This is a genomic window from Streptomyces dioscori, assembly GCF_003024195.1.
In the GTDB taxonomy this organism is placed as follows: Bacteria; Actinomycetota; Actinomycetes; order Streptomycetales; family Streptomycetaceae; genus Streptomyces; species Streptomyces dioscori.
In genome coordinates this window covers 207,657-233,043 of the sequence record NZ_KZ679039.1, presented here as the reverse complement: position 1 = coordinate 233,043, position 25,387 = coordinate 207,657, and the positions used below count along the sequence as shown (strand labels likewise).

20 protein-coding genes and 1 pseudogene are annotated in these 25,387 nt (G+C 69.8%); 11 read left to right on the top strand and 10 right to left on the bottom strand.

Features of this window, described 5'->3' with window-relative positions:
* Positions 1 to 61 precede the first annotated feature (61 nt).
* Positions 62 to 1,291, top strand: coding sequence for a cytochrome P450 (locus C6Y14_RS05695; protein WP_107015390.1), 1,230 nt, complete (start codon positions 62 to 64; stop codon positions 1,289 to 1,291).
* A gap of 426 nt (positions 1,292 to 1,717) precedes the next feature.
* On the opposite strand, the gene C6Y14_RS05690 is transcribed toward C6Y14_RS05695, so the two are convergent.
* Complete coding sequence (locus C6Y14_RS05690) at positions 1,718 to 4,627, bottom strand: NACHT domain-containing protein (protein ID WP_225890922.1); 2,910 nt, start codon at positions 4,625 to 4,627, stop codon at positions 1,718 to 1,720.
* A 131-nt stretch (positions 4,628 to 4,758) separates the two neighbouring features.
* On the opposite strand from C6Y14_RS05690, the gene C6Y14_RS05685 reads away from it, so the two are divergent.
* From C6Y14_RS05685 to C6Y14_RS05675, 3 genes and pseudogenes are all read left to right on the top strand, one after another.
* Positions 4,759 to 4,971: a hypothetical protein gene (locus C6Y14_RS05685; protein ID WP_107015389.1), complete on the top strand. Its 213-nt coding sequence runs from the start codon at positions 4,759 to 4,761 to the stop codon at positions 4,969 to 4,971.
* A gap of 72 nt (positions 4,972 to 5,043) precedes the next feature.
* The gene (serC, locus tag C6Y14_RS05680) at positions 5,044 to 6,162 is read left to right on the top strand and encodes a phosphoserine transaminase (protein ID WP_107015388.1); all 1,119 of its coding nucleotides are present in this window, start codon (positions 5,044 to 5,046) and stop codon (positions 6,160 to 6,162) included.
* Positions 6,163 to 6,206: 44 nt separating this feature from the next.
* Positions 6,207 to 6,913, top strand: a pseudogene (locus tag C6Y14_RS05675) (DUF6879 family protein).
* 162 nt (positions 6,914 to 7,075) lie between these two features.
* On the opposite strand, the gene C6Y14_RS05665 reads toward C6Y14_RS05675, so the two are convergent.
* On the bottom strand, positions 7,076 to 7,261 hold the full coding sequence (locus C6Y14_RS05665) for a DUF397 domain-containing protein (RefSeq protein WP_107015386.1): 186 nt from the start codon (positions 7,259 to 7,261) through the stop codon (positions 7,076 to 7,078).
* A complete protein-coding gene (locus C6Y14_RS05660) occupies positions 7,258 to 8,127 on the bottom strand; it encodes a helix-turn-helix domain-containing protein (protein WP_107015385.1) in 870 nt (289 codons plus the stop codon). Before C6Y14_RS05660 ends, C6Y14_RS05665 begins: the two co-directional genes overlap by 4 nt.
* Positions 8,128 to 8,304: 177 nt before the next feature.
* On the opposite strand from C6Y14_RS05660, the gene C6Y14_RS05655 reads away from it, so the two are divergent.
* Together C6Y14_RS05655 and C6Y14_RS43950 are read left to right on the top strand one after the other, a co-directional pair.
* Positions 8,305 to 8,718: an ATP-binding protein gene (locus C6Y14_RS05655; RefSeq protein WP_107015384.1), complete on the top strand. Its 414-nt coding sequence runs from the start codon at positions 8,305 to 8,307 to the stop codon at positions 8,716 to 8,718.
* Positions 8,699 to 8,995, top strand: coding sequence for a hypothetical protein (locus tag C6Y14_RS43950; protein ID WP_159074178.1), 297 nt, complete (start codon positions 8,699 to 8,701; stop codon positions 8,993 to 8,995). The genes C6Y14_RS05655 and C6Y14_RS43950 overlap by 20 nt, the downstream gene beginning before the upstream one ends.
* Before the next feature lie 22 nt (positions 8,996 to 9,017).
* On the opposite strand, the gene C6Y14_RS05650 is transcribed toward C6Y14_RS43950, so the two are convergent.
* The 4 genes from C6Y14_RS05650 to C6Y14_RS05635 all read right to left on the bottom strand — a co-directional run bounded on the left by C6Y14_RS05650 (position 9,018) and on the right by C6Y14_RS05635 (position 13,673).
* Positions 9,018 to 9,755: a dienelactone hydrolase family protein gene (locus C6Y14_RS05650; protein WP_107015818.1), complete on the bottom strand. Its 738-nt coding sequence runs from the start codon at positions 9,753 to 9,755 to the stop codon at positions 9,018 to 9,020.
* A gap of 248 nt (positions 9,756 to 10,003) precedes the next feature.
* On the bottom strand, positions 10,004 to 11,578 hold the full coding sequence (locus C6Y14_RS05645) for a cellulase family glycosylhydrolase (RefSeq protein ID WP_107015383.1): 1,575 nt from the start codon (positions 11,576 to 11,578) through the stop codon (positions 10,004 to 10,006).
* A gap of 167 nt (positions 11,579 to 11,745) precedes the next feature.
* Positions 11,746 to 12,624 (bottom strand): ABC transporter permease, encoded by an 879-nt coding sequence (locus C6Y14_RS05640; RefSeq protein WP_225890921.1) that lies wholly within the window; start codon positions 12,622 to 12,624, stop codon positions 11,746 to 11,748.
* The gene (locus C6Y14_RS05635; RefSeq protein ID WP_107015382.1) at positions 12,621 to 13,673 is read right to left on the bottom strand and encodes an ATP-binding cassette domain-containing protein; all 1,053 of its coding nucleotides are present in this window, start codon (positions 13,671 to 13,673) and stop codon (positions 12,621 to 12,623) included. Before C6Y14_RS05635 ends, C6Y14_RS05640 begins: the two co-directional genes overlap by 4 nt.
* A 115-nt stretch (positions 13,674 to 13,788) precedes the next feature.
* Here C6Y14_RS05635 and C6Y14_RS05630 point away from each other — a divergent pair, with 115 nt between their 5' ends.
* The 3 genes from C6Y14_RS05630 to C6Y14_RS05620 all read left to right on the top strand — a co-directional run bounded on the left by C6Y14_RS05630 (position 13,789) and on the right by C6Y14_RS05620 (position 16,785).
* Entirely contained in the window at positions 13,789 to 14,556 is a 768-nt protein-coding gene (locus C6Y14_RS05630; protein ID WP_107015381.1) for a TetR/AcrR family transcriptional regulator, read from the top strand.
* Positions 14,557 to 14,953: 397 nt separating this feature from the next.
* The gene (locus tag C6Y14_RS05625; protein WP_225890920.1) at positions 14,954 to 15,970 is read left to right on the top strand and encodes an ATP-binding cassette domain-containing protein; all 1,017 of its coding nucleotides are present in this window, start codon (positions 14,954 to 14,956) and stop codon (positions 15,968 to 15,970) included.
* On the top strand, positions 15,967 to 16,785 hold the full coding sequence (locus C6Y14_RS05620; RefSeq protein ID WP_107015380.1) for an ABC transporter permease: 819 nt from the start codon (positions 15,967 to 15,969) through the stop codon (positions 16,783 to 16,785). The genes C6Y14_RS05625 and C6Y14_RS05620 overlap by 4 nt, the downstream gene beginning before the upstream one ends.
* Here the strand turns inward: C6Y14_RS05620 and C6Y14_RS05615 are convergent.
* Together C6Y14_RS05615 and C6Y14_RS05610 are read right to left on the bottom strand one after the other, a co-directional pair.
* A complete protein-coding gene (locus tag C6Y14_RS05615) occupies positions 16,766 to 20,002 on the bottom strand; it encodes an ATP-binding protein (protein ID WP_107015379.1) in 3,237 nt (1,078 codons plus the stop codon). The two genes, C6Y14_RS05620 and C6Y14_RS05615, sit on opposite strands and share 20 nt — an antisense overlap.
* Positions 20,003 to 20,083: 81 nt before the next feature.
* Positions 20,084 to 21,079, bottom strand: coding sequence for a YncE family protein (locus tag C6Y14_RS05610; RefSeq protein WP_107015378.1), 996 nt, complete (start codon positions 21,077 to 21,079; stop codon positions 20,084 to 20,086).
* A gap of 99 nt (positions 21,080 to 21,178) precedes the next feature.
* Here C6Y14_RS05610 and C6Y14_RS05605 point away from each other — a divergent pair, with 99 nt between their 5' ends.
* Both C6Y14_RS05605 and C6Y14_RS05600 read left to right on the top strand, forming a co-directional pair.
* A complete protein-coding gene (locus C6Y14_RS05605) occupies positions 21,179 to 21,871 on the top strand; it encodes a GDSL-type esterase/lipase family protein (protein WP_107015377.1) in 693 nt (230 codons plus the stop codon).
* 87 nt (positions 21,872 to 21,958) lie between these two features.
* Positions 21,959 to 22,546, top strand: a complete 588-nt coding sequence (locus C6Y14_RS05600; RefSeq protein ID WP_107015376.1) for a Uma2 family endonuclease — start codon at positions 21,959 to 21,961, stop codon at positions 22,544 to 22,546.
* An 80-nt stretch (positions 22,547 to 22,626) separates the two neighbouring features.
* On the opposite strand, the gene C6Y14_RS05595 is transcribed toward C6Y14_RS05600, so the two are convergent.
* Entirely contained in the window at positions 22,627 to 25,305 is a 2,679-nt protein-coding gene (locus C6Y14_RS05595) for a DUF6185 family protein (RefSeq protein ID WP_225890956.1), read from the bottom strand.
* Positions 25,306 to 25,387: the final 82 nt, after the last annotated feature.

Sequence of the window (25,387 nt, the reverse complement as noted above, 5' to 3'; positions counted from 1 at the left end):
CCCCTCGTACCTCAGGCACCTCTCATACCTCTGGTTCCTCTGACGTCCGGGGGACAGCCCGGTGAGCCCCGACCCCGTACGCCTCGGCGGTCGTCGGTTTCTCTCCGCCGAACCCGCCGCGCTGTACCGGGAGTTGCGGCGTGAGTTCGGCGCGGTGGCTCCGGTGCTGCTCGACGCGGACATCCCGGCATGGCTCGTCCTCGGCTACCGCGAGCTGCACCAGGTCACCGGGGACGCCGTGCTGTTCAGCCGTGACTCGGGCCTGTGGAACCAGTGGGAACGCGTCCCCGACGGCTGGCCGCTGCTGCCGATGATCGGACGCGGGCACTCCTCCGTCCTGCACACCGTCGGCGAACGCCATCGCGCGCGCGTGGCAGTGATCGGCGGCGCCCTCGAAGCCGTCGACCCCTTCGAACTGCGCGCCCACGCCGAGCGGATCGCCGACGAGCTGATCGACGCGGTGTGCGCCGACGGCACGACGGACCTCGTCGCGCACTACGCGGACCTGCTCCCCGTACGCGTCCTCGCCGGCCTCTACGGATTCGCCGACGAGCAGGGGCCGGGCCTCGTCGCCGCCCTGAACGACATGGTCGACGGGCGCGGGGACGCCCACGCGGGGCAGTTGCACGTGGCCGCGTGCATGGCGCGGCTGGTGGCCGACCGGGCGGCGCGGCCCGCGGACGACGTGGTCAGCCGCATGCTCGCCGCCGGGCGAACGGCGGCGGGCCCCGCGCTGACGCACGAGGAGATCGCCAAGGATCTGATCGTCATGCTGACCGCGGGCCAGCAGCCGACCGCGGGCTGGATCGGCAACTCGCTGCGGCTGATGCTGACGGATGACCGGTTCGCGGCCTCGCTGTTCGGGGGGCGGCGCAGTGTCGCCGAGGCCATGAACGAGGTCCTGTGGGAGGACACTCCCACCCGGACCGTGGCAGGCCGCTGGGCGTCCCGCGACGCCCGGCTCGGCGGGCGGGCCGTTCGCGCCGGGGATCTGCTGCTCCTCGGTGTCCAGGGCGCGAACCACGATCCTCAGATCCGCACCCATGGCACGGCTCTGACGGGCGGCAACGGCGCGCACTTCTCGTTCGGGCACGGGGAGCACCGGTGTCCGTTCCCGGCGCAGGAGATCGCGGAGGTGGTCGCGCGTACGGCGATCGAGGTGGTCCTGGACCGGCTCCCCGACCTCGACCTCGCGGTCCCGGCCGGCTCCCTGACCCGCCGCCCTTCCCCCTGGCTGGGCAGCCTGACCACCCTCCCGGTCCGCTTCACGCCGACGGCGCCACGGGGATGACCGGCCTGCCTGTGCGATGCACCGCTACCTCGGCACGTGGCGGTACACCCATATGGCCTCCACATGGCCTCCAGAACATCTCGTTCGGGCACGCTCCGTACCTCTGTCCAGGCGTGGCCCTACGCCACCTCAAAGCCGGGTTAGCCCCTCCCGCACTGTAGAGGCGGACAACTGGCGGGACGCGATCGGCGGTACGACCGGGCGACTTGACTGCTCCGCGTCTCTCAAGCGCTGTCCTCCTCGTGGGGCAATTCCTGGACGACTACGAGCCTGTCTCCTCGGCCTGCGGTGGCAACCATTTCGAGACGATGTGAATGCAATTCCGGAGGCCCCTCACGGCACGGCCGGCGCAGGAACTCGCCTGACGCACGCCCGGGGTTGCGGGGCTGAAGAAAGGATGAGCGTCGAGCTCCACTCTCAAAAGGTTCAGGTTCGCGGACGGGGATATCGGGTGATCGCACCGGGTGGAAAGTGCTCGGTGCCAAGGACGTCCTCGGCCCGGTGGATGTTGATGGTGAGATCGGCCATGCCTCGTAGTGGAGCGAGGTCGACCCGTCGGGACTCGTCGTAGCAGTTGATCGTCAGCTGCTTGAGGTTGGGAAGGGCCCTGGCCGCCGTGGCAAGGTCGTCTTCCGCCCTCCATTTGCCCAGCCACAGCTTATTGATCTGTGGTGTGGGCGGCAGCTCGGCAAACATGGACAGGCCCGCGCCGGCCTGCAACATGAGGTAATTGAGCTTGGGCAAGGCGGATATCTGAGAGAAACCGTCCACGGGACCGCACAGGTTCAGGGACGTGAGATTGGGCCAGTGGGTGATGCCCTCAAGCGTGCGAAGATGTTCGCAGGCCCGGATGCCGAGCCACAGGTTGGTGAGATCCGCGCCGACCGGAAGTACTTCGAGATTCCAGTGCGGGAGCTCCCATTCGATGCTCAGGCTTTTCAGGTGGGGCAGGCCCCGGAGGTCGTCGATGCGTGCCACCTCACAATCGAAGAGTGTGAGGGCGGTGACGGGCGTAGCGGCCAGCGGCGTCAGGTCCGCGACGTTCGGACACTTGGTGAAAGAGACGACGGTCAGAGACGTGTACGACAGGAGGAAGTCCAGGTTGTCCAGCACAGAGTTCTGAAAGAAGCTCAGCGATTTGAGCTCCTTCGGCCTGATCGCGCGAGTGATCTCGCTGCTCGTGAGGTGTCCGGTCAAGCTGACACTGGTGGGCGCTTGCAGGTGGCGCAGCGCCGTAAGTTGTTCGGCTGAGCGCACCGTCACATAGTGGGCTCCTGAGGCGTGGGCGAGGACTTCGCGCGCGTAGTCCTCGGTGTCGAAGTTGCTCCAGTCGGCATGCAGCGCGGACTGAACGCGGACGTCGGTGCTGGCGCGGAATTTCTTCATGACAGTGAGAGCGGCATCACCTCCGATCCGGCCAGCCGTGGCGACGACGGCTCCGGCCTCGTCGTCCTCCAGCCCCTCCGGGCCGGGGAGCAGATCCAGAATGACCGGACCGACCGCAGCCAGAGTGCGGGCTTCTTCATCGCTCCGTGGGGGCAGCAGAGCGGCCGTGCGCTGCTGGACGTCCTCCCGGACAGCCGGGTCGAGTTCTGTCGCGTGTTCCAGGCAGGCCGTGGCCAGCAGATGCAGCCGGGTGCGGTGTTTGGGGGTGCGGTCGCCGCGGGTGATCAGGCGGCGAAGCAGGCTCGCGCGTTCATGGGGACGGGCATGGGCCACGGCCATACGCAGGACGTCCTCCCATTGATCGTCATGGGCGTGACGGACCAGCAGGGGGATGTCACGTGCCTCGATGGCGGCCTTGGCACCGAGGTAGTCCTGGAAGGTGCGGTGGACGAAGTCGATCGTTTCGGCGGTGGGCTGTCGTAGCAGCCCGGAACGGGCGAGCAGGTGGGTGAGGACGGCATCGGCCTGCCGGGCGATGTGCGGCATGGCGGGTAGGGCGACTTCGATGAGAGCGCGTGCCGTGTCGTGGTCGAGTTCGGTCTGGCCGTTGCGAATGAGCCAGTAGGCGAGGCGCTGCAGGAGCTGGACGCTCTGGTGCTCGGTGAGACTGAGCCCCTCGGGCTCCTCGATGTCGCGTTCGCGGTCACGCCGGTGCATCAGCATGGAAAGGGCGGCTTCATAAAGTGCCATCCGGCCGTGCGGCAGGTGGCCGCGCCGGTCGCGGTGCAGGGCGCAGACCAGCGCGCACAGCAGTGGGGTGGTGGTCAGGCGGGCCAGATCGCGCTGGGAGCGCACGGTGTCTTTGAGCGTCTCCTCCAGAGTGGTCAGGTGAGCCCGCTCCTGAGCGTTGGTGGCGTTGGTTGCGGCCGCGGTGTGCCAGCGGGTGACGAACACCGCCACGTCCCGGGTGCTCATGGGCCGTACGGTCAGTTCGGTGAATCCACCGTCGGCGAGCCAGCCCTCGGGTACGGCGGACGGCCGCGTGGTCACCAACAAAGCGGCCTGCGGATAGGCGGCGAGCAATTCGCGCAGCCACTGCCGGGTCTTGGTCCGCTGGGCCCGGGGTACTTCGTCGAGGCCGTCGATGAGCAGCAGGGCGCGGCCGTCGACCAGGGCCCGGTCGGCCCAGTTCGCCGGCTGAGCGCCATCGCGCGGGCAGCCGACCGCGGTCAGGTATTCGTGCGGGGCGGGCAGCCCACCCCGGCGTACGAGGGTCCGCAGCGGCAGGACGAACGGCAGGCACTCTGCCAAGTGGTTCAGCTCGGGCGGCAGGCTGCGGCGTGCGGTGGACACGGCGAGCCATTGCAGCAGGGTGGTTTTACCGCTGCCGGCCAGCCCTCGCACGAGGGTTCGGCGCTGTCCGGCCAAGGCCTGCTCGGCCCGCTCCACCCGCACCTCCAGCCCTCGGTCTCCGGCGACCGTCCCGCCCCGGCTGCCGGTGGGCTCGACACCGTGGACAGGGGTGGCGAGTTCCAGGCTGAGGTAGGCGGCGTCGAGCGGCCAGCAGGCGCGCTCCGGCCGGGACAGGTCCAGCCCGATCACCGACAGTTGCCCATAGCGCTGTTCCAGATAGTGCCGGTACCAGTTCTCGAACCGCGTTTCCGGATCCGGAACCACGTCGTCCGTCGTCGTGACACGTGCGGTAGGCGTCAGAGCGCGGGCCCGCAGTCGCAGCAGCGGTTCAGCATCGGCCCCCAGAGCCACCGCGAGTGCCACGACGGTCGCCTCGCTCGGCATACCGGTGCCGTTCAGTGCCTGGCTGACCGTGGTGCGTCCCAGCCCCGCCCGCCCCGGCAGAGCAGTCATCGACAGCCGTCGCCGCACCCGCAGACTCCGCAGCCGCTCCTTCAGTTCCGCCAGCGCTTCCTGTCTGCTCTCGCTCGCCCCCACTCCGGCCCCCTCCACCCACAGCGCCGCCCCCGTTGTTCAAGCCCGTTCATCTTTGTCCATCCGAACGCCGCCGTACGCGACTTCGGCCACCTTCGTTCCATCGCCCAGCTCACGGAACGGAAGAAGCCCTCATGACCACCTCGCCCACGCGCCTGGCCCTGCTGACCCTGGCCTTGCTCGCCGTCTCGCTGATCGCTCTGCTGGCCGCTGTCACCGCGGGCTTGCTCGCCCGCTGGGACGGCGCCTCCGCGCCCGCCGCTCTGCTCCGCGCGGGAATCGCCTTCGGCGGCACACTCACCCTGCTGATCGCCATGCTGGCGCTGGTGGCCGGCGCATTGACGTAGACGCACGGACATTTCGTCTCACCGGCCGGACCGTGTTTCCACCGGGTTTCCAGGAACGGTTACGCTCCCGTTGTGGCTGATATCCAGATCCCCGCAGACCTCAAGCCCGCCGACGGCCGTTTCGGCGCGGGCCCCTCCAAGGTGCGTACGGAGTCGCTCACCGCGCTCGCCGCAACGGGCACATCCCTGATGGGCACGTCCCACCGCCAGGCCCCGGTCAAGAACCTCGTGGGGAAGGTCCGCGAGGGTGTGAGCAACCTCTTCTCCCTCCCCGAGGGCTACGAGGTCGTCCTCGGCAACGGCGGCTCCACCGCGTTCTGGGACGTGGCGACCCACGGACTGATCGAGAACAAGTCGCAGCACCTGACGTTCGGCGAGTTCTCGTCGAAGTTCGCCAAGGCCGCCAAGCTGGCGCCGTGGCTGGCGGACCCGGACGTCATCACCTCCGAGCCGGGTACGCACCCGGAGGCGGTGGCCCAGTCCGGCGTGGACGTCTACGCCCTCACCCACAACGAGACCTCCACCGGTGTCGCCGCCCCCATCAAGCGGGTCGCGAACGCCGACGACGGCTCCTTGGTCCTGGTCGACGCCACCTCCGGCGCGGGCGGCCTGCCCGTCGACATCACGGAGACGGACGTCTACTACTTCGCCCCGCAGAAGTCGTTCGCGGCGGACGGCGGCCTGTGGATCGGCATCTTCTCCCCGGCCGCGATCGAGCGCGCCGAGCGCATCCACGCGAGCGGGCGCCATGTACCGGAATTCTTCTCGCTCCCCACGGCGATCGACAACTCCCGCAAGAACCAGACGTACAACACCCCGGCCCTGGCGACCCTCTTCCTCCTCAACGACCAGCTGGAGTGGATCAACGGCCAGGGCGGCCTGGACTGGTCGGTCCGCCGCACGGCGACCTCCTCGCGGACGCTCTACGGCTGGGCCGAGGACGTCAAGTACGCGAACCCGTTCGTCACCGATCCGGCCAAGCGCTCGCAGGTCATCGGCACGATCGACTTCTCGGACGACGTGGACGCGTCGGCCGTCGCCAAGGTCCTGCGCGCCAACGGCATCGTCGACACCGAGCCCTACCGCAAGCTCGGCCGCAACCAGCTCCGCGTGGCGATGTTCCCGGCGATCGACCCGGCGGACGTCGAGGCACTCACGAAGTGCATCGACTACGTGATCGAGAAGCTCTGACTTCTCCTCGTACGACTCGTATGACTGGTACGACTGGTACGACGATGGGGGCGCCCGGGGAACACCAGGCGCCCCCATCGTCGTAGAGGTACAGGGCACGCCCGTCACCGACCCTGAGGACATCGCTCAGCTACGGCACCTCGGGCCAGGAGAGGCCGCGGTGGCCGTGCCGCGCGAACTCATCGTGAGCTGAGGGCCGAAGGAGGTGGAGCGAGTGCCGGAACTGGTCGACCGGGACACGTTCCGACGCCTCTTCGAGACCTTCGAGCACACCGCTTGGCGCCTTGAGACGCGCCGCGGTTACGCGTCGGACCGCCAGGATCCCGATTACCACGCCTTCCTGGCCACCGGATCGTCCCCCTGCGACCCCGGCGAGCCCTGGCTCACGAACATCCGCCGCCAGACCGATACCGGTAAGGCCGTCGGCCGCGTCCGTATCGCCGACAGGCCGCCCACCACGGAACAACTGTTCCTGCTCGACTACGCCAGGCACAACGCAGCCGCCGGCGAAGACATCCGCTATCTATGGCGAGAGGAGGCGGACCGCGCCGGTCTGCCCGCCGAGGACTACTGGCTCTTCGACTCCCGCCTGGTCGCTCTGCTGCACTTCGATGACGACGACAACCTGCTGAACATCGAACTGATCACAGAACCTGCGGAGGTCCTGCGGTACGTCGTGCTGCGCGACGCGGCCATCCACCACGCCGTGCCGTACGAGAAGTTCGCCACGCTTGTGGCCGAGACCGATTGACGCATGTGACCGGTGAGCACTGACTATCAGCAGGCACGGGAGGCGTGGGAAGCACGGCTCCGTGAGCTCCGTCTCTCGTGCGGCGTGGGCCGAAGCGACGGAACAGCGCGGCGCCTACCCGGAACCGGCCGCGCGCCGCTGCCTGACTCCACGCGGAACGGCTTAGCCGATCAGCCGCAGGAACGCGTGCCAGGTCTCGCGGGAGACGGTGAGCAGGGGGCCGTCCGATTCCGGCTGCTTGCTGTCGCGGACGGCCCGGCCGCCGACAGCCGTGTCGGCGACCTCGACGCAGGCGTTCTCCGCGCCCGAGTACGACGACTTCCAGAAGGGGCTTATGACCTCGGTCACGATGTGTCTTCCTTCAAGCTCCGCAGCCTGCCCCGGATGAGCTTCACGCTCGCATCCGGCGTCAACGCTGACGATCGTAGTAGGTCGTATGCATTGGCGTAAGCGGCGAGATCCTCGGCTCCTTCAAGGACCGATGCACCTCGCAAGTTGTCCATGGCGACGGCCTCGACCGTCGGCTCCTCGTCGAAACTGAAGGAGGAGAAGGCAGAGGAGTAACCGGCCAGGACGCCCGCGCTGAACGGCATCACCTGCACAGTGACGTTCTTCCGCTTTCCGATCTCAAGAACAGCGGACAACTGCTCGCGGTGAATCTCGACATCCACCAGCGGCTGCGCGATGACTGCTTCCCAGAGGATGGCCGTGTAGGACGCACCGCCCTCCTCGATCTTCGCCTGTCGCCCCATGCGCACCTTCACCAACTGGGCGGCCCGTTCCGGCTCAATGCAGTGAGGGCTGGCCGCGATGACCGCTTCCGCGTAGGCCGCAGTTTGCAGCAGCCCCGGAACCATGACCGGCTGCCACTCCCGGATGTAGGTCGCGTCGTCCTCCAGCGCGATGTGATCGACGTAGTCCGGCCGCAGATGCGCGGCATGCTCAAGCCACCAGCCCCGTCGCTTCGACTGCCGGGCCAACTCCTCAAGCTTGTGCCGGACTTCGAGGTCGCGCACCCCATACGCATCCAACAGCGCCCGGATTTCGAGCGGGCGGGCGGACACATGCCCGGTCTCGATGCGACTGACCCTGGTCTGGTGCGCCGCGATCACCTCGGCGGACTGCAACTGGTCCAGTTTCGCCGCCAGCCTGTAGGTCTTGAGCGCAGCACCAAGTCGCCTGCTGCGCACAGTCGGCCGTCCCGCTACGGGCATCCCGGCCCCCTCTCCTGTCGCGACGAAACTGTATGGCATATCGCGATCGAACATACATTCAGGTGCTTACATGCACCTCTATCGATTGCGAGTCGATCTCTTGCCGCCCTACGCTCATGCAAAGCAGAGGTGGTCAGTTCCGCATCTTGACGACACATCAGGGAGTACGGCACCCCCATGCCCATGTCCGAGACCTTCCGCATCCCCCGCCACAGAAGCCACATCCCCACCGCCCGCCAGCGCGTCCGCAGGATCCTCGCGGGCTGGGGCATCACCGGCGAACTCGCCGACGCAGTCACCCTGTCGGTGAACGAACTCGCCACCAACGCCGTGACGCACTGCCGGGTGTCCTGCGCAACGCTCACGCTCGACGGCCCGGAGTTGGTCCTGGAGGTCTCCGACCCGGACCGGGACGGACTCCCCCGCCCGCGCGACTCGGCCCCGGACGAGGAGAGCGGCCGCGGCCTCACGCTGGTGGCGGCGTCGGCCGACTCCTGGGGGTACCGGCAGGGCCCGTACACGAAGTGCGTGTGGGCCCGGTTCACGCTCGCGGAGAAGCCGGCGGGGACCCGTGTTCCGGTTCCTTCTTGACGCCGTCGCCCGCCTGCGCGGCCGACCGCGTCCCCGCCGTCCCGAGGTCGGCGACTGGGACCTCGCGCGCCAGGTGAGGGCGCCGGACCCCTATGTGTGGCGACTCCCCAGCCCTCACGACGCCCGCTGGCGCCGCTGGTCCAGACGCCATCACCTGACCGGCTGCTACCCGCCGCTGATGGCCGAAGAAGACTGCTGGAAGCGCCCGGCCCGCCTCCGGACTCCGCCCTCGCAGACCGAGGACGACATGGTTCGGCTGTACGTGCTCATGCGCTGAAGCCCGGCCGTGTCCGCCCGGGTCACGCACCCGGGTCCTCTGTCACGGGCAGGCACTCGGCGAGCAGGTCGAGGACGTCGCGCCAGGCTCGCCGCGCGTGCCCCGAGTGGTGGCCGACGCCGGGGACCGTGGGGTGGTCGACCGGCGGGTGGTGGAAGGCGTGCAGGGCGCCGCCGTAGACCGTGAGACGCCAGTCGACGCCTGCGGCCTGCATCTCAGTGGCGAACGCCTCGCGTTGCGCGGGCGGCATGATCGGGTCTTCCGACCCGACCCCGGCCCACACCGGGCAGCGAATGCGCGCTGCCTCGCCCGGTCGGCCCGTGGTGGTCGCGTTGACTGTCCCGATCGCGCGCAGGTCGACGCCGGCCCGCCCGAGTTCCAGCCCGATGGCGCCCCCGGTGCCGTAGCCGACGGCGGCGATCCGGTCGGGGTCGGTCCGCGGTTCGGCGCGCAACACGTCGAGCGCCGCATGGCCGATGCCCCTCATCCGGTCAGGATCGGCGAGCAGGGGCAGGCAACGGGCCAGCATCTCCTCGGGATCGCCCAGATAGCGCCCGCCGTGGAGGTCGAAGGCCAGCGCCACGTATCCCAGTTCGGCGAACGCGTCGGCCCGGCGGCGCTCGACGTCGCTGGGCCCCATGCCCTCCGGTCCGAGCAGCACCGCGGGACGGCGGTCGGCACCGGCCGGGAGCGCGAGGTGCCCGATCATCGTCAGACCGTCGGCCGGGTACTCGACCGTACGCGTAGTAATCGCGGTCATCGTCGTCATGAGGCTGGACGGTAGTGACCGTCGGGCCCGGTCCGGCCACTGTTCTGCCCCTGGCAGAGCGGCGCGGGTATCCCCCGGGGCCGCCGGCTGGTGCCCGAACCGTCCTCGCTACGCCCGGGTACCTCAGGGTCCGGGTGACAGAGGTGCGCGGCGCGCAGATCGGCGAACGCCGCGCCACGCACCTCTGCCACCCGGCTGCCACCCGGCCCCTGAGCCACTGGCGTCGAATTCCGCGGAACTCAGGTGGCCGTGCAACTCACCGAAGGCACTCCCCCACCCCCTGGCGCTCCCCCGAACCCGAACGTAGCCGAACCGCCCACCGCCACAGCCCCGTTGTGGTCGGCGTTCACGGCCGTCACAGTCGCGGCGCTCTGCGTGTACGTCGCGTTCCACATGCTCGTGATCTTCTGGGTGCCGGGCCAGGTCCAGGTCGTCTTCCAGGACTTGAGCGCGGTCGTGCCGGAGTTGGTCACCTTCACCTCGGCGTTGAAGCCGCCTCCCCAGTCGCTGCTGACGGTGTACGCGGCGGTGCAGGCGGCCGTGCCGCCGCCGGGGTCACCGGGGTCGCCGGGGTCGCTTCCGCCGCCCTCCGACGGGAAGCCCGGCGACTTGACGCTCGCCAGGTAGCCGTCCTTCACCGTGTCCACGGTCGTCCAGTCGTCCTTCAGGATGCCGCCCGTGTCACCGGAGTTGGGGTTCCACGACCAGAAGGTCCAGGAGATGCTGTCCGCGCCGTACGTGCCGGTCGGGCGGAGGTAGTTCACCAGCGCCGCGAGCCACTTCTGGTCGACGGTCGACTGGAGTGTCGTACCGAACTCGCCCACCCACACCGGCGCGATGTTCTGCTTGAAGATGTAGCCCCAGTACTTGTCCCAGACGCCCGGCATGTTGGCGGGGAACGTCGGATCGCTGAACCAGCTCTGCTGGGCCACGCTGGTGGCGTAGTCGTGGGCCGAGTAGACGACGCGGTTGGGGACGTCCAGCTGTACGGGGTACTGCGCGACCCCCATCAGGTTGCCGCCCCACCAGCCCGACACGCCGTCGACCGTCTGCACGCCCTCCACGAAGATCAGCAGTTCGGAGTTGGCGGACAGGACCGCGTTCCCGGCGCGCTGGGCGGCGAGCCGCCAGTCCCTCGTCGTGTCGCCGCAGCCCCAGCAGGCCGGATCGTGCGGCTCGTTGTGCAGGTCGATGCCGATCACCGTCGGGTTGCCCTTGTAACGGGTCGCCAGGGACTTGAGGTTGGTGATCCACGTCGTCTCGGGGACCGCTGACGTGTACCAGAGCGCGGACTGACCCGCCGCGTCCGGCCGGTGCCGGTCCAGGATGACCTTGAGGCCGTCCTGACCCGCGTACGCCACGAGCTTGTCCATGATCTGGAGGGGTGAGAGCCCCTGGAGGTCGGCGTTCTTGCCGCCGGAGAAGTCGATGCTGTTGGCCACGGCACCGCTCTTGAGGATGTCGTCGCTGTACGGCAGCCGGATGGCGTTGTAGCCGAGCGACTTCATCTGGTCGATCATGCTCTTGTAGTCGCGGGCCCAGAGTCCGTGGACGACGTTGTTGGACGTCTCGAACCCGAACCAGTTGATGCCGGCGATCCGTACCGGCTGTCCTGCGGCGTCCAGGATCTGCCGGCCGCTGGTGTGCCAGTAACCGGCTCCGGGGGCGGCGGCCTTCGAGGCGGCTGCGGATTCCACGACGGCCGCGGACCGCACGACGGCTGCCGTCTCCGCGTGCGCGGCCTGGACACCGGACAGCGGTAGCAGGAGCGCCACGACGGCAGCACCCAGCGCTCTTCGCAAGCTGCGAAACATGTCGCTGCTTCCTCTCGGGGGGAGGGGGAGGCGCGGGCCCGGGACATGGTGGGAGCGCTCCCACCGCACCGCGCACCCCCATGGAAGGCATTGCGCGTGGACACGTCAAGGAGTCGTGCGGCATTCGGGACACTCGGGTTCCCGAACACCGCACGGCGCGTACGGCTTCACTTGCTGAGCTTCTGGAACCTCCGTACCGCCAACGGAACGAAGACCAGCGTCAGGATCACCGGCCACACGCCCGCCATCAGCAGGGCGTGCTCCTCGATCCAGGTGTCACCGCCGCCGACCGGAGTGCCGAACAGTTCGCGGGTGGCCGCGGCCGTCGACGAGATCGGGTTCCACGCGGCCACGTGGCCCAGCCAGTCGGGCATCAGCTGCGGTGCGACGAAGATGCTGGAGATCATCGTCAGCGGGAACGCGACCGCGAACAGGCCGCCCGCCGCCTCCGGGTTGGGCACGAGCAGGCCCAGCCACACCCCGAGCCAGATGAGCGCGAACCGCAGCCACAGCAGCAGCCCGAACGCCCCCAGGAAGGCGAAGCCGCCGTCCGGCCGCCAGCCCATGGCCAGCGCGGTGAGCATCAGGATCGTCAGCTCCGCGCAGGCGACGATCAGGTCGGTGACCCCGCGCCCGGCGACGACGGCGGACGGCGACATCGGCATGGAGCGGAACCGGTCGATGACACCCTTCGTGGAGTCGTACACGACGAGGGTCGCCGTGTTGATGAACCCGAAGGCCATCGTCATCACGAACATGCCCGGCATCAGGAAGTCCCGGTAGTCGCCGCCGCCCGGGACCTGCATCGCGCTGCCGAAGACGTATCCGTACAGCAGCACCGACAGGATCGGGAAGCCCAACTGCCAGACGATGTTGATGGGTTGGCGCTGGTAGTGGGTGAGGCCGCGCCGGACGACGTTCCAGCAGTCGGCCAGCACCCAGTAGGTACGGCCGCGGTCGCGGAGCACCTGCACCCCGGCAGCCCCGGCCGCCTCGGCCGGCCTGGCCACCTCGGTCACCTCGGCCGCCTCGTTCAAGCCGCTCATGCCGCGACCCCCTTCGTGTCGGCGTCGGCGTCGGTGTCGGTGTCTGTATCTGTGTCGGTGTCGGTGTCGGCTGCCGTGCGGTGGCCGGTCAGGCGCATGAAGACGTCGTCCAGGCTGGGCCTGCGCAGCCCGATGTCCTCCACGCGCACCCCCTCGTCCTGGAGCGTCCGCGCCACCTCGGTGAGCGCGGCGACCCGGTCGGTGACGGGCGCGTGCACCCTCAACTCGGTCTCGTGGGACTCCGGTTCGCCGTCCGAGACACGGGCGACGACCTTCACCGCCCGCGCGATGTCGGCCCGCTCGGTGACGACGACCTCGATCCGGTCACCGCCCACCCTGTTCTTCAGCCCGTCCGGGGTGTCGTCCGCGATGGCCCGCCCCTGGTCGATGACGGTGATGTGCGAGGCGAGTTTGTCGGCCTCCTCCAGATACTGCGTGGTCAGCAGCACGGTGGTGCCGCCGGAGACCAACGCCCGTACGGATTCCCACACTTCCCCGCGCCCGCGGGGGTCGAGCCCGGTCGTGGGCTCGTCCAGGAACAGCACGGCCGGGGTGAGGATCATCGACGCGGCGAGGTCCAGGCGCCGCCGCATACCGCCGCTGTACTGCCCGACTCCCTTGCCGGCCGCGTCGGCGAGGTCGAACTGCTCCAGCAGTTCCGTCGCCCGCCGCCGCGCCCGGCGCCCGCCGAGGTGGAACAGCCGCCCGAACATCTCCAGGTTCTGCCGGCCGGTGAGCACCTCGTCCAGTGCCGCGTACTGGCCGGTGAGCCCGATCCGCGCCCGTACCTCCCGGGGCTGCGAGGCCACGTCGAGACCGGCCACCCGCGCGCTTCCCCCGTCCAGCCGGACCAGCGTGGAGAGGATGCGGACGGCGGTGGTCTTGCCCGCGCCGTTCGGCCCGAGCAGGCCGTGCACCGTGCCCTTCCGTACGGCCAGGTCGAAGCCGTCCAGGGCGCGTTTCTCCCCGTACCTCTTGTCGAGCCCCTCGGCCCGTACCGCGTAATCGCTCGCACTCGCACTCGCACTCGCACTCGTGCTGGCACTCATACCCACAGCACTCCTCCACCCGTGATGTCCGCCGGAGCTCGCCGAACTGAGTACACCGTACCCTTTTCAGAGTACGCCGTACTCAGTTTTATTGCGGGGGCCTATCCTGAGGCACATGACAAGCGGCTCGGGCGGAATGGACACCAGCGGCAGCGGAGACATCGTCCGCACGCTCCACCTGCTGTGGGACACGGGCCCGCGCCCCAGCCGCGGCCCCAAGCCCGGCCTCAGCCTCGACCGGATCGTGGAGGCGGCCGTCCGGGTCGCGGACGCGGAGGGTCTTGAGGCGGTGTCGATGCGCCGGCTCTCCACGGAGCTGGGCACCGGCACGATGTCGCTGTACCGGTACGTCCCCGGCAAGGGCGAGCTGCTCGACCTGATGCTGGACCGCGTCCAGCGCACGGACGACGCCCCGTCCGTCTACGGCGACGACTGGCGCTCGGCCCTGGAGACCCTGGGCCGCGAGAATCTCGCCCTCTACCGGCGCCACCCCTGGCTGCTCAAGGCCAACCAGTCCCGCCCGGTGCTCGGCCCCAGCGCCGTCGGGGGCATGGAGAAAGTGATCTCCCGCATCAAGCCCATGGGCCTCAGCGACCCGGAACTGGTCTCGGCGGTCATCATGATCGACTCGTACGTCACCGGGGCCGCGCGCACCCAGCTGTACGCCCAGGAGGCCGAACGCGCGACCGGTCTGACGGACGCGGAGTTCTGGGCCGCCCAGTACCCGGTCCTGGAGAAGGCCATGGCCACCGGCCGCTACCCCGTGATGGCCGCGCTCTCGGAGGACTCCTTCGGCACGGACTTCGACCACTTCGAATTCGGCCTCCAACGAATCCTGGACGGCTTGGCGGCACTGGTCGCCAGCCGCCGCGACACCGACTGAGCGACGCCGGGAGTCCTCCGAGGAGCACGAGGCACGGCGCAATCCTGTGCCTTTCAGGGGCGCCTCCGGCCGACCCGCGCAGACGGTGCAGACGGTGCAGACGGTGCAGGCGGTGCAGACGGTAGAGCGTCGGGTGCGGGCCGGTGGGGGCCGTTCGCGCAGTTCCCCGCGCCCCTAAAACAACGGGGTCGACGTTTCGACGTCATCGCTCCCCGCGCACCACGCCCCCTTCAAAGCAGAGGGCCGGCGTCTCTTGGGGGCGCGGGGAACTGCGCGGCCAACCCCCACCGGCCCGCAGCCGAACGCAAACCCCGGCCCGCCCCGCCCGCCCCGCGGTTCCGCCCCTTGAAACCACCCTGAAACCCCGTTGAATGCCCCTTCCCGCAACCTCTGCGGCATGACGCCAACAACACCCCACCCCCGCTCCCGCTCCCACTCCCATTCCCACCCCCTCGACATCGCCCCCGCCATCGCCGCCAAAGGACTCCGCAAGTCCTACGGGGACAAGCCCGTCCTCGACGGCATCGACCTCACCGTGCCGACCGGCACGGTCTTCTCCCTGCTCGGCCCGAACGGCGCGGGCAAGACCACCGCCGTCAAGATCCTCTCCACTCTCATCACCGCCGACTCCGGCGAAGTGCGGGTCGGCGGTCACGACCTGGCCACGAACCCGCAGGCGGTCCGCGCAGTGATCGGCGTCACCGGCCAGTTCTCGGCCGTGGACGGCCTGATCACCGGCGAGGAGAACATGCTCCTCATGGCCGACCTGCACCACCTGCCGAAGAAGGAGGGCCGCAGGACCGCCGTCGAGCTCCTGGAGCGCTTCGACCTCACCGAGGCCGCCAGGAAGCCCGCGTCCACCTACTCCGGCGGTATGAAACGCCGCCTCGACATCGCCATGACCCTGGTCGGCAGCCCGCGGATCATCTTCCTCGACGAACCCACCACCGGCCTCGACCCCCGCTCCCGCCACAACATGTGGCAGATCATCCGCGAACTCGTCACGGACGGCGTCACCGTCTTCCTCACCACCCAGTACCTCGAAGAAGCCGACCAGCTCGCCGACCGCATCGCCGTCCTCAACAACGGCCGCATCGCAGCCGAAGGCAGCGCCGAGGAACTCAAGCGCCTCATCCCCGGCGGACACGTCCGGCTCCGCTTCACCGACCCGCACGCCTACCGCTCCGCCGCCGCCGCGCTGCGGGAGGCCGCCCGCGACGACGAGGCACTCGCCCTGCAGATCCCCAGCGACGGTAGTCAGCGTGAACTGCGCTCCATCCTCGACTGGCTGGACTCCGCCGGCGTGGAAGCCGACGAACTCACCGTGCACACCCCTGACCTCGACGACGTCTTCTTCGCCCTCACCGGCGACACCACCCTCACCACCGACCAGACCAAGGAGACCGTCCGATGAGCATCCTCGCCCCCTCCCCCTCCCCCTCCCCCTCACTCTCCCTCGCCGTCCGCGACTCGAAGACCATGCTGGGGCGCAACCTGCGGCACGTACGCCGCTACCCCTCCATGACCCTCAATCTCCTGCTCACGCCGATCATGTTGCTGCTCCTCTTCGTCTACGTCTTCGGAGGCGCGATGAGCGCGGGCATCGGCGCGGGCGCCGACCGTTCCGACTACATCGCGTATGTCGTCCCCGGTCTCCTGCTGATGACCGTCGGCAGCACCGTGATCGGCGCCGCGATCTCCGTGTCCATGGACATGAACGAGGGCCTCATCGCCCGCTTCCGCACGATGGCGGTCTATCGCGGCTCCGTGCTCATCGGGCATGTCGCGGGCAGCGTGCTGCAGGTGCTGGCGAGCCTGGTGCTCGTCAGTGCCGTCGCCGTGGCCATCGGCTTCCGTTCCACGGACGCCACGGCCCTGGAGTGGCTGGCGGCGGTCGGACTGATCACGCTGTTCGCCCTGGCGCTGACCTGGATCGCGGTCGGGATGGGCATGGCCAGCCCGAACCCGGAGGCCGCCAGCAACATGGCGACACCGCTGATCCTCCTGCCCCTCGTCTCCAGCGCGTTCATCCCGGCCGACACCATGCCGGGCTGGTTCCGGCCGATCGCCGAGTACCAGCCCTTCACCCCGGCCATCGAGACCCTGCGCGGGCTGCTGCTCGGCACCGAGATCGGACACAACGGGTGGATCGCGGTCGCCTGGTGCGTCGGTCTGACCGTGCTCGGCTACCGCTGGTCGACGGCGCGGTTCAATCGCGACCCCAAGTAGCCGCCATGACCGCGCGGGCCGCATCCCGCAACGCGTCGCGCCCCAGGGTGGCGTACTCCGACACGGCGTCGGCGTACGCCGCCCCGTCGGCTTTCCCGGCCGCCCGCCGGGCACGCTCCGCGGACATCGTCGGCTGGTAGTCGCGCAGCACCCGCAGCCGTTCGGCCAACGCCACCATCCGTACGGCCGAGACGTCACCGGAGACCTCACCGGAGGTGTCCCCCGACCCGTCACCCGGCCCGTCACCTGAGACGCCACCTGAGACGTCACCGGAGACGCCACCGGAGACGCCACCGGAGGCGATCCCCGCCACGCCGAGGGCGTGCAGCACCGTCCCGAACACGGGGAGGTCCATGGGCGAGCCGGCCGGCGCGGAGAGCATGGTCCGCAGGCCCTGCCGGAGCCGGGCGACGGGTTGCGCGACGAGTTCGAGGCGGCCGGCGTACGCGTGCGCCGTCACCGCCGCCGACTGCATCTGCAGCACCCACCGGTCCAGGAAGGGATCACCGCTGTGCATCGGGCCGGCTCCCGTCACCCCGTCCACGGCGTCGCGCCACAGGCCGAGCCCGACCTCCGTCAGTCCGCGGGTGAGCGCGATCTCGGCGCGGGCACCGTAGTCGGCGTTGTAGGCGTCGTCGTTCCGGGTGAGGCCGACGGCCTCCGCCTGCCGCAGCCAGTGTTCGGCCTCGTCGGGGTCGCCGCGCTGCAGACAGGCGAGGACCAGACCGCCGCGTACGCCGATGGAGTCGTGGTCGTCGCCGAGCCGCGGCAGCGCCTCCAGCGCGGCCTTGAGATGCCCGTACGCGGCGTCCCCCTGCTCCGTCTGCAGGTACAGCTCGCTCAGCCGGGCGTGGCCCAGGACCTGGAGGAACGGGTTGTCGACCGGCGCGAGCGCTTCGATGATCCGGCGGGCCGAGGCGATCGCGCGGGTGACGTCGTGCTCGTACTCCCAGACGTAGGTGGCGGCGCACTCGGCGACACCGGCGAGCAGCGGTTGCTCGCTCGCGCACAGCTCCCGCAGGACGTCGTAGTCGGGCGGCCGCATCGCCGGGACCGCGCTCAGGACCACCGCGATGGCGCGGACCAGGGTGTCCGGCGGGGCCTCGGGGAGCCGCCGGAGGGTGACGAGCTGGCGTACGGCGACAGGGCCGTACCCCATGAACAGGCTCACCGTGCACAACACCGCCGCCGCGCGGGCGACTTCAACGTACTCGGGCTCGGGGTGGTAGTGCGACAGGGCCGGGCCGGTGTCGGCGGCGAGGGCGGCGAGGCGCGGATAGTTGGAGCCGGTGGACCACAGGGCGGTCAGGACGGCGGTGAGGGCGGCGACGGTGGGGTGGTCGCCACGGGCGAGGGCGTACCGCAGGGCCGCCACGAGGTTGTCCTGCTCGGTCCTGATCCGCTGCCAGGCGGTGCGTGGTCGCGGACCGAAGATCCAGTCGTGGTACGTGACTCCGAAGTCCCTTGCCCAGGCGAGGAATTGGGCGACCGCCTGCTCCTCCTCGTCCGCCTCGGCGCGCCGGGCCGCGCTGAACTCCCGTACGGTCTCCAGCATCGCGAACCGCACACCGGCCGGGGTGTCGGTGACGGTGAGCAGCGACTGACCGGCCAGTTGCTCCAGCAGGAACAGCGCGTCCGCGCCGAGGACCCGCTCCACGGCTTCGCCGGAGAACCCGCCGGGGAAGACGGACAGCGTGCGCAGCGCGGCCCTCGCCTCCTCGTCGAGGAGGTTCCAGCTCCAGTCGACGACGGCGTGCAGGGTGCGGTGGCGTTCGGGCACGTTCCGGGTCCCGCCGCGCAGGAGTGCGAAGCGGTCGCCGAGGCGGCGGGTGATCTCCTCGACCGAGAGGACACGTACCCGTGCCGCGGCCAGTTCCACGGCGAGGGGCAGCCCGTCGAGGTGGCGGCACAGTTCGGCCACGGCGTCCGTCGGCAGGTGCACTCCGGGCCGGGCGGCCCGCGCCCGCTGCGTGAACAGTTCGGCCGAGGTGTCGGGCCCGAGCTCCGGCAGCGCGTACACCGCCTCCGACGTGAGGCCCAGCGGCGCCCGGCTGGTGACGAGCACCCGCAGGTCCTTCGAGGACGACACCAGGGCCTGTACGAGGTCGGCGGCGCCCCGGACGACCTGCTCGCAGTTGTCGAGGACCAGCAGGGCGGGCCCGGAGCCGAGCACTCCGAGGACGCCGGACACCGGGTCGGCCGCGGCGCGGGCGGCCAGGGCGGCGTGCCGCCCCTCTCCGGCGCCGAGCGCGGAGGCGACCTCGGCGGTCACGTCCTCGTCCGCGGTGACACCGGCGAGCGGCACGAAGTACACCACGCGCTGCTCGGCCCGGCGGCTGACGGCGTGCGCGAGCCGGGTCTTGCCGAGTCCGCCGGGTCCGACGACGCTGACGGCACGGGAGGTCTCCAGCAGCCGCCCCACCGCGGCGATGTCCTCGTCCCGCCCCAGCAGCGGGTTCGGCTCGTGCGGCACACCGTGCCGGACCACGGGGGCCTCGCCGTGCAGCAACTCCCGGTGTACGGACTTGAGTCCGGCGCCTGGCTCCGTACCCAGCTGGTCGCGCAGGTCGCGGCGGTACGCCTCGTACCGGGTCAGCGCGGCGGACGGGCCCGCCGTCGCCGCCTCGCAGCGCAGCAGTTCGGCGAGCACCTCCTCGTCGCGCGGATGCCCGGCGGCGGCCCCGGCCAGCGGCCCGGCCGCCTCCGCGTGCCGCCCGAGGCGGGCGAGCGCGAGGGCCCGCGCGCGGACGAGCGTGCCGTGGACGGGGGCGCGTTCGGCGCGCAGCGCGGCCACGGGGTCGCCGGGGTCGCCGTCCTGGTCCGGGGTGCCCGGCCACAGCGCGAGCCCGGCGTCGGCGGCGGCCAGTGACGCCGCGTGGTCGCCCGCCCTGGCCCGGTCGGCGCTCGCGGCGGCGTGCAGCAGCAGGGCGGAGCTGTCGACCTGGTCCTCGGCGAGGCCGAGCCGGTAGCCGGCCGGCGAGCTGACGACGACGTCGGCGCCCAGCAGGGCCCGCGCCCTGGACACGAGGACCTGCAGCGCCTTCCCGGGCCGTTCCGGCAGCTCGTCCGGCTGCCACAGCCCGGCCACCAGCCGCTCGGTGCTGCAGCCCGTGCGCAGGTCGCCCGCGAGGAGCGCGAGGAGGGCGCGCAGCCGGGGCGCGGTGACCTCCTGCCCGCGGCAGGAGACACGCGGCAGCAGGGTCAGGTCGATGGTCACGCGTGCACCCTAGCCAAGCCGGGACGCCGGACAGGCCTCAGTCGACGCCGGCCAGGCCTCAGTCGCGGCGCCGGACAAGCCTCAGTCGCGGCGCCGGAAGAGCCGCTTCAGTCCGTAGACGACGGCGAAGGCGACGGCTACGGCGATGGCGCCCATCTTGAAGTTGCCGTTCTCCCCGTCGTCGCCGCCGTCCGCGGAACTGCCGCCGCCGGACGAGGACTTGTCGCCCCCGCCCCCCGGCACGCTCCCCGCCTCGACGGAACTCCCGCCGCCCTCACTCCCGTACAGCAGGGTGGATCCGTCGGGGGTGTACGTCACGGACTCGCCCTGTCGCTGCAACGGCACCTTCAACTGCGCCTGGCGCTTGGGCTTTCCGTTGTTCCACTTGTACGCGATACCGCCGAAGTAGCCGCGTACGGCGAGCTGCTTGCCGTCGGGCGAGAAGGCGCCGTCGGTGGCCCAGAGGCCGATGTCTGCGGTGCGTTTGAAGGTGTTGGTGCCGGAGGCGGACAGTTCAGCGGGTCCCTCGTACAGGCCGCCGCCGTCCTCGTTCTTCGAGACGATGTAGACCCGCCCGGTCTTCGGGTGCACCATCAGCGCCTCGGCGTCCCGGGCCCCGTCCGCGTATTTCACGTCGTACTGCGTGGCGCGGATCGTCTGGTCCTTCAGTTCCTTCGGCTCGGGCAGCTCGTAGATCCACACGTGGTCCCAGGTGCCGCCGAGGTTGTCGCCGATGTCGCCGACGTACAGATGGCCGTTCGGCCCCATGGAGATGGCCTCGACGTCCCGGGGCCGTCCGACGCCCGTCATGGTGACGGTCGCGACGGTCTTGCCGCTCCGGCTGTCGACGGCGTAGAGGAAGGCGCCGTCGTCGCTGTCGTTGTGGGTCCAGTAGACGCCGGGGTGGGCGCGGGAGGCGACGAGCCCGCTGGACTCGGTGATCCGGGGGTCCTCGATGGTGAACCCGTCCGAACCGTCGTCACCGGCGTCACCGGCTGCGACGGCAGCGGGTGCGGCGGGCAGGGCGAGCACCCCGGCGAGCAGGGCCCCGGCAAGGAGAACGAACGAGCGACGCATGCCCCCAGCCTGCCACCCCGTCGCGGGTTCGGCGGGCGCGTGTCCAGCTTCACATCCCGTCGGACCCCGCCTCCGCCGGTGATCGTCCATCATGAGCGGATGCTCAGGTTCATGCCAGTCGGTGATTCCATGACGATCGGAAGCGCCGGCGAACACACGTGGCGCTACCGCATGTGGCAGCACCTGCGCGCGACGCACGGGGCCCCCTTCCAGATGGTCGGCCCCCGAGAAACGCTCTACAACAAGGCGACGGGCGCGGCCGACTCGTACGAGTACGCGGACCCGGACTTCCCGCGTGCCCACCTCGCCGGGTGGGGCGAGGGCTGGTACCACCTGAGCCCGCTGATAGCCGACGCGGTACGGGCGTCGCGGGCGGACGTCCTCCTGGTCTCCCTCGGCCTGATAGACCTCGGCTTCTACACGAACGCGCCCCAGACATCGGAGAACGTCCGCGCGTTCGTCACCGAGGCCCGGTCGGCGAACCCCCGCGTCTCCATGGCCCTCCTCCCCGTGATCCCGAACGTCAGGGCGGAGTCGGACGCGCCCTTCGCCCGGGAGGTCGCCGCCTTCAACGACCTCCTGGCCAAGACGACGGCGAACCTGGACGAGCCGGGCTCCCCGCTCCTCCTGGCCTCACTCCCCCACGGATACGACATCCACACGGACACGTACGACGGCACGCACCCCAACGCGGCGGGCGAACACAAACTGGCGGCGGCGTTCGCGGACGCGATGCACCAGTCATGGGGAGTGGGCAGCCCCTACACCTCCCACCTGGCCGAAAGGGTCTGACCGAATCCGTCGGTCTCCTGGTCACCGTGCGTATCGTTGTACCGCGCGGTTGTACTCGTCCGAGGGCAGCCGGGGAGGAGCGCCACGATGACCATCCTGGAAGACAGGATCGAGATGGCTGACAAGAACATCGAGCACCTGGACCAGTGGTTCGCGCGGCTTGAGCGGATGCCCGTCCCCGAGGGAATCAAGGTTGAGATCGTCGGGGGTGACGTCTTCATGACGCCGCAGCGAAGCGTTCATTGGCACATCATCCGGAGAATCACCAGGGCTCTGGAGGACAGGTTCGGCATGGATGTCGAGGCACTGTCCGACGTGCGGATCGACTTCCCCGGTCATGGGAACGGCTTCTGCCCCGATGTGGTGAAACTGCGCGAAGGGGCGGAGGAGGACTCGACAGGCCATTGGCTCTATCAAGATGTCGAGTTCGTCGCCGAGGTCATCTCCCGAGGCACCGCCCCCAACGACTACGGCCCCAAGAAGACCGCGTACGCCGTCGCCGACGTACCCGTCTACCTCATCGTCGATCCGTACCAGGGCAAGTGCCACCTCTACACCCAGCCCAAGGACGGGGAGTACCACACGGAACTCTCCGTCACCTTCGGCGCGGACCTCGACATGACGAACACGATCGTCGACCTCACGCTGAAGACGGACGAGTTCCCCCGGGACTGAGCTACGGCATCATGCGCCGCGCCTTCGGCGGCGGACCGTAGTGGACCCGGCGGGATCCGGCTGGCGGGATCCGACCTCGCTCACTTGCCCTCCGGGGGCTCCGGTGTCACTGCAGGTTCCGCGAAGAACTGCCAGATGCTGATCATGGCGATGATCTGGGCGACCAGATAGGCGACCTGCAGCGAGTAGTAGCGCATCTGGTAGACCGACAGCAGCAGCCCGAGACGGCTCTGCCAGTAGCGTCGTTCGCCCTGGAACGTGTCGAGGTCGAACGCGATTCCGGTGACCGTGAGGACAAACAGCATCGCCGAGACGTGCAGAGCGAGGTTGCTGACGCTTTCACCGGTGAACCAGGAGAGCAGGGCATCGAGCCCGGCAGGCAGCGCGAACGCGAGCGTGACCGGGATCGCTTTCACCGCTCCGCGCCGCCCCGGGAGCACCCGCCACAACGCCCCCAGCACGAACCCGGCCCCAGCCCAAGTGACCATCCAGTACACGAAGACGAGCACCATGCCCGGGAATCCGAACTGATCGGAAAGGGTGGACTCCCACGCTTCCCCCCGGACCGTCCACACCCAGGTGGTGAGGGCGGCGGCCGGCAGCCCGGGTATCAGTGCCAGGCGGGCAGCCCTGCTGCCGTTGGCCCACCAGGTGTCACGCGGCCCCAGCGCCAGAGCCGCGTCCACCACGGACACCTTCGGCGGCAGCCGGTCGGGGGCGGTCAGCACGCCGCCCGCGGGCCACTGATGCAGATCGCTCAGGTTCCTTTCCTCCGTCTCTCGTACGGGAGGCTGGTCGCCGAAGAGCCCTTGGTCGAGACGGCGCAGAGCGGCATGGGTCTCGCGATACGTGCGGGCCCTGGCCAGCAGTTCAGCGCGAACGCCGGGCCCCAGGACCACGGCGAGCGGGCGGTCGGACTTGACGAGGGGCTGCGCCAGGACTGAGCGGCGGGCGAAGAGGGTGACCGCCCAGTAGAGAGCGAGCATGTGCAGGGGTATCCACACGCTTGTGGGAAGGGTGACGCCCAGGGGCAAGCCACCGCCCAGCCCCACCCCGACAGGGAAGAAGGTGAGGAACAGCAGACGCTCGGCCCGGTCGCCCTGCCTGTCCACCGGCGACAGGGCGGAGGAGATGTGCCAGGCACGCAGTGCGGCCAGTACGGCCACTGCGGTCAGCAAGTACGTGTAGCCGACGATCCAGTCCTGCCCGTTGGAAACGGACCACATCGCGTCCCAGAGCAGATTGATCCGGTGGTCGTTGCCGTAGGCGGCGTCCACCGGGTCGCTCAACCAGGAGGCGCGCTGCCAGCTGCGCTCGTGCGCCAGCGCGGCGCACACAGCGATGACCACGGTCGCCCCCAGAACAGCCGGCAAGGCGATACGCAGCCGCAGGACCCGGTCCGTGCCGGGGTTCTGGCGGCTCTCCGGAAGCAGTTGTCCGTCGGTGGCGAGCCGCCAGGCAGCGGCGGCGAAGGCGAGCAGGGTCACCGCCATGACACAGCACGCGGAAGCCGTCTGCGCGGCGAGCGCCTTGTCCGAGGCGGTATGGACGTAGTCCATCGGGGCAACGCGCAACGGACGCAGATCGAAGCGTTCGGGCCATTTCATCTCCGCGAGCGGCAGAAGGGCCAGCAGCCCCGCCGCCGACCAGATGCGGTGCGGCGGTCTGGCGAAGGCCAGCAGCAGCAGGACGATCACCAGGGCGAAGCCGTGCCCATGGAGGATCCACTCGTCGAGCCACCGGTTGTCGCTCCTGCGCTGCACGTATGGGTTGATCAGGTCGTCCGCGAATGTCATCACGTCAACGGCTACGACGCACCAGGCCCACGCGATCAGATTGCGCCGAGTACCCCGCTGTCGGCTGGTCGGTACGGCGGAACGCGCTCCATAGCTCCGGGCCGCGGCCAACAACAGGACGGCGACCACGATCGTCCAGAGCCACGTGCCGACCGTGCTCATCCCCAAGGCGATCAGCCGACCGTTCTGCGCGGCCCAGGAACGCTGCCAGGAGGGCCGGAGCCACACGGTCACAGACGGCACCGTCGACTCTTTCGCCTTCTCCGTCACCTCCCCTGCCGTCTTCTCCGTCGCCCTCTTCTGCTGTCGCATGGCTTCGAACCGCCACACGAGAGCTGTGGCTCCCTGTCCCGCGTAGGACTTCGGTTTCACCAACTCGGCTCCCGGCTTCCCCGGGTCAACCGTGATCCGCTCCCACCGCGCACCGGCGAGAGCGGGCGGCGCCTGAAGTCGTACGAACCACCGCTCGGCGCCGGTTCGTACGCTCCACACGCCGACCTCGATTTCGGACCGGTATTCGTCGACCCATGAGTGCGCCTTGTCGACGACCTTGACGCGCCCGCCCTTCGACACCACCACGGGGTTGCCGACCCGCCACTCCGCCCAGTGCCGCTGCTGCTTCTTCTGCTCACTCCTGGTGAGGCAGGCCATGGCCTTGATGTACCGACGGCTGTCCTCGCTGAGCAGCAGATCCTGCGCCAGGGGCCAACTCGGCGGCACATCGACCGTCAGCCTGGTGACGACCTTGGTGTACGTCCGGTCATCGTGCTGAAACTCCACCGAGGTGCTGACCCGCGCCTTGGCTAGCCGGGCACTCTCACAGGCATCGCCCCGCGCCGGCTCGGCCGCCCGAGCTGCCTCCGGCGCAATGAGCCCACACAGCAGGCCCACGAGCACCGACACTGCCCACCTGAAAGCACGGGTCCTCACCAGACGCCCCCCGACTGAATCCGTGGCGCACATCATGGCCCATGCCACTGACATCTGCCGAAGCCGCTTGACAACCAACGCCCGTGCCCAACAGCGCTGTTGTGAGTCGCCGAGC